The organism is Roseinatronobacter ekhonensis, from assembly GCF_900499075.1.
In the GTDB taxonomy this organism is placed as follows: domain Bacteria; phylum Pseudomonadota; class Alphaproteobacteria; order Rhodobacterales; family Rhodobacteraceae; genus Roseinatronobacter; species Roseinatronobacter ekhonensis.
The window spans coordinates 1-5,443 of sequence record NZ_UIHC01000094.1 but is presented as its reverse complement, the minus strand read 5'-3'; the positions used below and the strand labels follow the sequence as shown (position 1 = coordinate 5,443).

At 66.5% G+C, this 5,443-nt stretch carries 7 protein-coding genes; all 7 read left to right on the top strand.

Features of this window, described 5'->3' with window-relative positions; translation table 11 throughout:
* Positions 1-405 (top strand): acyl-CoA transferase (locus ROE7235_RS18555; RefSeq protein ID WP_245964031.1); only part of this gene is annotated, 405 nt, incomplete at its 5' end.
* A 24-nt stretch (positions 406-429) separates the two neighbouring features.
* Entirely contained in the window at positions 430-1,368 is a 939-nt protein-coding gene (locus ROE7235_RS18550; RefSeq protein ID WP_121097292.1) for a phage tail tube protein, read from the top strand.
* Complete coding sequence (locus tag ROE7235_RS18545; RefSeq protein ID WP_121097289.1) at positions 1,368-1,805, top strand: hypothetical protein; 438 nt, start codon at positions 1,368-1,370, stop codon at positions 1,803-1,805. The genes ROE7235_RS18550 and ROE7235_RS18545 overlap by 1 nt, the downstream gene beginning before the upstream one ends.
* 98 nt (positions 1,806-1,903) lie before the next feature.
* The gene (locus ROE7235_RS20860; RefSeq protein WP_281272876.1) at positions 1,904-2,032 is read left to right on the top strand and encodes a DUF7697 family protein; all 129 of its coding nucleotides are present in this window, start codon (positions 1,904-1,906) and stop codon (positions 2,030-2,032) included.
* Positions 2,025-4,442, top strand: coding sequence for a phage tail tape measure C-terminal domain-containing protein (locus ROE7235_RS18540; RefSeq protein WP_121097286.1), 2,418 nt, complete (start codon positions 2,025-2,027; stop codon positions 4,440-4,442). Before ROE7235_RS20860 ends, ROE7235_RS18540 begins: the two co-directional genes overlap by 8 nt.
* Positions 4,443-4,503: 61 nt before the next feature.
* Positions 4,504-5,130, top strand: a complete 627-nt coding sequence (locus ROE7235_RS18535; RefSeq protein ID WP_121097284.1) for a DUF2460 domain-containing protein — start codon at positions 4,504-4,506, stop codon at positions 5,128-5,130.
* Positions 5,127-5,443, top strand: a 317-nt coding sequence (locus ROE7235_RS18530; protein WP_121097281.1) for a phage/gene transfer agent baseplate hub protein, incomplete at its 3' end; no start/stop codon positions are given. The genes ROE7235_RS18535 and ROE7235_RS18530, both read left to right, overlap by 4 nt.

Here is a 5,443-nt window from a genome sequence, read left to right as displayed (position 1 = left end):
GAAACCATCCTCACCGCGCTGCACGCGCGGCTTTCGGCGCTGCCCGCGATTGCCCTGCGCGGTGACGTCCTGCCCGAGCGCGTCCCGGCCGAGGGGCTGCTGATCCTGCGCGACGGCGAGCCAGGCGAGCCCGAGGTGACGCTGTCGCCGCTTGCCTACCACTACCAGCACCGGGCCGAGATCGAGGCGGTCGTTCAGGGCACCGACCGTGACGTCGCCTTCGACACGTTGACCGCAAGCATTGGTGCGGCAATTGCTGCCGACCGCACACTTGGTGGCCTCTGCGACTGGGTCGAGGCCGAAGCACCGCGCCCTGTCGATCTGCCGGTCGAAGGCGCGGCGACCCTGAAGGCCGCCGTGATCCCGGTGGTGCTGCACTATTCAACGGCCGACCCACTCGGCTGATCCCTACAATCCGAGGAGAACACGATGGCACGAGCCCAAGGGGCGCGGGCGCAGATGGCGCTTGCGTTCGAGACGACCTATGGAACGCCGCCCGTGGGCGGTTTCACCAAGATGCCCTTCGCCAGCACATCGCTCGGCGCGGAGCAGCCGCTGCTGAACTCGGAACTGCTGGGCTACGGTCGCGATCCGCTGGCACCGATCAAGGATGCGGTGACGGCCGATGGCGATGTTGTCGTGCCGCTGGACGCCGAGGCCTTCGGGTTCTGGCTGAAGGCGGGTTTTGGCGATTCGACCACGACCGGAACCGGCCCCTGGACTCATGAATTTCAGTCGGGGTCCTGGACGCTGCCCAGCATGTCCATCGAGACCGGCATGCCCGAGGTGCCACGCTATGCGATGTATTCGGGCTGCGTACTCGACCAGATCAATTGGCAGATGCAGCGTTCAGGGCTGCTGACCGCGACGGCGCGGCTGGTCGCACAGGGCGAGACGGTCGGGACCACGACCAGCGCAGGCACGCCCGCCGAGCTTGAATTGCAGCGCTTCGGCCATTTCAACGGGGCGATCACCCGCAATGGCACCGCTCTCGGCAATGTCGTTTCAGCCGACATTACCTATGCCAACAACCTCGACCGAATCGAAACCATCCGCTCGGACGGCCGCATCGACGGCGCGGACCCTTCCATTGCGGCTCTGACCGGCTCCATAGAGGTGCGGTTCGCCGATCAGACACTGGTGACACAGGCGATCAATGGCGATCCTTGTGAGCTTGAGTTTGCCTATGTGCTGCCGTCTGGTGAAAGCTTCACCTTCACCGTGCACGCCGTCTATCTGCCGCGCCCCCGGATCGAGATTTCTGGACCGCAGGGCGTGCAGGCGACCTTCGACTGGCAGGCTGCCCGCGACAGCACCGTCGGCCGGATGTGCACCGCCACCCTCGTGAATGATGTGGAGATTTACTGATGCTGACGCTCGATCTGACGAATGCACCCCGCTGGCACGACCTTGCACCCGGCGTGCGGGTGCAACTCCGCCCGCTGACGACGGCCATTATGGTCGCGACGCGCAGCGATCCGGTTGTCGAAAGCCTGCCAGAGGAGGCCAGCGACGAGGAACGCGCCGTTGCCTTCGCCAAGGCGCTGGCGCGCCGGGCAGTTCTCACTTGGGAGGGCATTGGCGACGCCGATGGCAACGTGATCGTCCCCAGCCCCGAGGCTATCGACGCGCTGCTCGATGTCTGGCCGATCTTCGAAGCCTTCCAGCTGACCTACGTTTCCAAAGGTCTGCTGCTGGAACAGGAAAAAAACGTCTCCGCGCTCTCGCCGAATGGTCCTTCGGCGGGGGCGAGCGCTACTGCGACGCGTGCCAAGCGACCTGCGAAGACTGCCCGGCGCGGCTGAACCAGCCGCTCACGCATGACGGCTGGCAGGTCTGGGACCTGGTCGGTCGCCTCGGTGGCCAGCTCCGTGTGCTGCCGGGCGCGGTTGTCGGCTGGGACATGTCGGCAGCGCTGGCGCTGGCCGATGCACTCGGCGTGCCACCTGCCGCAGCAGCTGAACTGCTGCCCGCCATCGAGGCGGTGATGGTGGCAAAACTCAACGAACAGATGGATCATTCCAATGGCTGAAAAGCGCGTTTCTGTCCGACTTGCCGCAGTCGGCGGCCGACAGGTGCGTGCCGAGCTGGAAGGCGTGGGCGAAGCCGGGGCGCGCGGCTTCGGCCGCCTTAGCCGGGAGATGGAAGCGGCCAATACACGGCTCGCGGCGTTTTCCCGCCGTGTCACAGTGGCCGCCGCTGCCGCGGTGGCCGCCGCTGCCGCTGCTGGCGTGGCGATGGTCCGGTCCGGGCTGCAAACCGTCGACGCGCAGGCCAAGTTGGCGCAATCGCTGGGGACCACCGTCGCCTCGATCCAGACGTTGGAGCGGGCGGGTGAGTTGGCGGGCGTCTCCATCTCCGGGATTGAGCAGGCCACGAAGGATCTGACGCGCCGTCTCAGCCAGGCGGCCGCCGGGACCGGTCCCGCCGCCGATGCGCTGGAGCGGCTGGGGCTCTCGGCCACCGAGCTGATCGCCCTGCCGCTTGACCAACGTGTGGGCGCGATCAACGCGGCAATCGAAAGTTTCGTGCCTGCGGCCGAACGCGCCGCCGTTGCCGGTCAGCTCTTTGGCGAAGAAGGCTCCATCGCGATGTCGCGCATCGACACCGCGACGCTGCGCCAGGCGACCGAGGACGTGCTCGCCTTCGGGGTGGTCGTCTCCGAGCAGGATGCCAACCAGATCGAGCGGACGAACGACGCCATATCGCGGCTCGGCCTGATCTGGCGTGGCCTGTCGAACCAGCTCGCGGTTGCTGCAGCCCCTGCGCTGGAAGCCGTCGCGAATGCCATGGCGGCCGTGGCCAGCCGGACCGGTCCGCTCGGCATCGCGATCCGGGGCCTCTTCGACAATATCGGCCGTCTGACCACCTATGCCACCACGTTTGCGGCCTTTCTTACAGGGCGTTGGGTCGCCGGGATGGCGGTCGCAGCGCTGTCGGTCCGTGGGCTCGCTACAGCGCTGGTCCTTCTGCGCGGCGCGCTGATCCGCACCGGCATCGGGGCACTGATCGTTGGCGCGGGCGAGCTTGTCTACCAGTTCACCCGCCTTGTTTCCGGTGCGGGTGGGTTTGGCGAAGCGATGTCCCTCCTGAAAGACCTCGCCGTCGAGGTCTGGGATCGCATCAAGATGGGGGCTGCGGCGGCGGGGGCTGCGGCCACGGCAATGTTCTTCGATCTGAAGGCCGATGCCGCCTCCGGCATGCAGAGCGCCATCGATAGCGTCGTGGCTTTTGGCAACACGGCCGCGAACACGTTTGAGGGGGCCTATGAGGCGATCAAGGCGATCTGGGGACTGCTTCCGGCGGCCATCGGCGATCTGGCGTTTCAGGCGGCCAACAGCCTGATCGACGGCGTCGAAGCCATGCTGAATGGCGTCGTTTCGCGCATCAATACATTCATCGGCGGGATCAACCAGGGGCTGGAAGCGCTCGGGTCGGAGCGGCGTATCTCGATCATCCCCGATCTCGAACTGGGCCAGATCGAGAACCGGTTTGAGGGTGCAGCGACGGCTGCGACCACCGCCGCTCAATCCGCTTTCGACCGCGCTTTTGAGGACAATCCGCTCACAGCCCCCGATCTGGGGCTCACCCAGGCGGCCAATACCGCCCTTGCAACTGCCAACACCTATCGCGGCGCGGCTCGCGATCTGGCCGAAGGCGCGCGTGCGCCACTCGCCAGCTGGCAGGCCTTGCGTGACGCGGTGCAGGGCAGCAATGAGGATGGCGCAGACGCGCTGACCGAGGCGACCGACGCGGCTGAGCGGTTCGAGACGGCCCTTGGCGATGCCGGACGCGCCGCCACGGGTGCAGGTGCTGCGGCCGAGGCTGCAGCCGCTGCCGCCGAACCGAATACCGAAGCCGCCGTCACCGGCTGGCAGGCAGTCACAGCAGCGCTCAGCGACTATGCCAACAAGGCACGCGAGATTGGCGGGGATATCGGCCAGAGCCTCGTCGGCGCATTCCAGTCGGCAGAGAACGCGGTTGGAGACTTCGTCAAGACCGGCAAGCTGGATTTCCGCGACTTGGTCACCTCGCTGTTGGCCGATCTCGCCAAGCTGGCGGCGCGGCGGTTCATCCTCGGGCCGATCGCCAACGCGCTTTCCGGCGCGCTTGGGGGTGCGGGCGGGATCTTCGCGAACATCTTGCATGCAGGCGGCATGGTAGGGGCCTCTGCGCCAGGCCGGATTGTCCCCGCGATGGCCTTCGCGGCCGCACCTCGCATGCATTCCGGCGGCGTTGCCGGTCTCCGCCACGATGAAGTCCCGGCAATCCTGCAACGCGGAGAGCGGGTGCTGTCGCCGCGTGAGGCACAGAGCTACGGCGCGAGCGGCGGGGTGAACGTCACCATCATGGCCCGCGACGCCGAGAGCTTCCGGCAATCCAGGACGCAGGTCGCGGCTGACATCGCCCGCGCCGTGTCGCTCGGGCGGAGGGGGATGTGAGTGGGACCCCGCAAGTAGGAACCGGTTGCGGGGGCCAGAGCACGAACCATGGAGAGACTTGATGGCGTTTCATGAGGTCCGGTTTCCCGACAATATCAGCCGGGGCGCGCGGGGTGGGCCGGAGCGCCGAACGCAGATCGTCGAACTGGCCTCCAGCGACGAGGAGCGCAACGCCAGCTGGGCAAATTCCCGACGGCGCTATGATGTCGCTTACGGCATTCGCCGCGCTGATGATCTGGCGGCTGTCGTTGCCTTCTTTGAGGCGCGCAATGGTCGGCTGCATGGGTTTCGCTTCAAGGATTGGGGCGACCACAAGTCCTGTCTACCCTCGGGCACACCATCGCTCACCGATCAGGCGATTGGCACCGGCGATGGCGCGATGACGTCGTTCCAGTTGGTGAAGCGCTACACGTCCGGCGCGCAGTCCTGGACGCGGGCCATCGCCAAGCCGGTGACGGGCACTGTGCGCATCGCGTTCGGCGGCGTCGAGCAGCCGTCAGGCTGGTCGGCCGACACCACGACTGGCCTCGTCACCTTCAGTACCGCGCCCGGGGTCGGCGTCGCCGTCACCGCAGGTTTTGAGTTCGACGTACCCGTCCGCTTTGACAGCGACGCGCTCGACGTGACGCTCGATCTTGAGCGGCTGGGCTCAATCACCTCCATTCCACTTCTGGAACTCCGCAGATGAAAAGCATCAACCCTGATCTTCAGGCCCATCTTGACGATGGGACGACGACGCTTGCGTGGTGCTGGCGCATCGCCCGTGCGGACGGTGTCACCTTTGGCTTCACCGATCATGATCTGACACTGAAATTCGACGGCACCGATTTCGAGCCGGAAAGCGGGCTGACGGCCTCCGAGGTGCGATCGGGGTCTGACCTGTCGGTCGATGCGCAGGACGCGGAGGGCGTGCTGACCTCAGACCGGATCACCGAGACTGACATTCTCGATGGCCGCTGGGACAACGCGGAGGTCGAGGTCTGGCGCGTGAACTGGGCGGA

What these genes read in the sequence shown, in the direction of transcription:
- ROE7235_RS18550 (WP_121097292.1), top strand. Translation starts at nt 430, where the DNA reads ATGGCACGAGCCCAAGGGGCGCGGGCGCAGATGGCGCTTGCGTTCGAG.
- ROE7235_RS18545 (WP_121097289.1), top strand. Translation starts at nt 1,368, where the DNA reads ATGCTGACGCTCGATCTGACGAATGCACCCCGCTGGCACGACCTTGCA.
- ROE7235_RS20860 (WP_281272876.1), top strand. Translation starts at nt 1,904, where the DNA reads ATGTCGGCAGCGCTGGCGCTGGCCGATGCACTCGGCGTGCCACCTGCC.
- ROE7235_RS18540 (WP_121097286.1), top strand. Translation starts at nt 2,025, where the DNA reads ATGGCTGAAAAGCGCGTTTCTGTCCGACTTGCCGCAGTCGGCGGCCGA.
- ROE7235_RS18535 (WP_121097284.1), top strand. Translation starts at nt 4,504, where the DNA reads ATGGCGTTTCATGAGGTCCGGTTTCCCGACAATATCAGCCGGGGCGCG.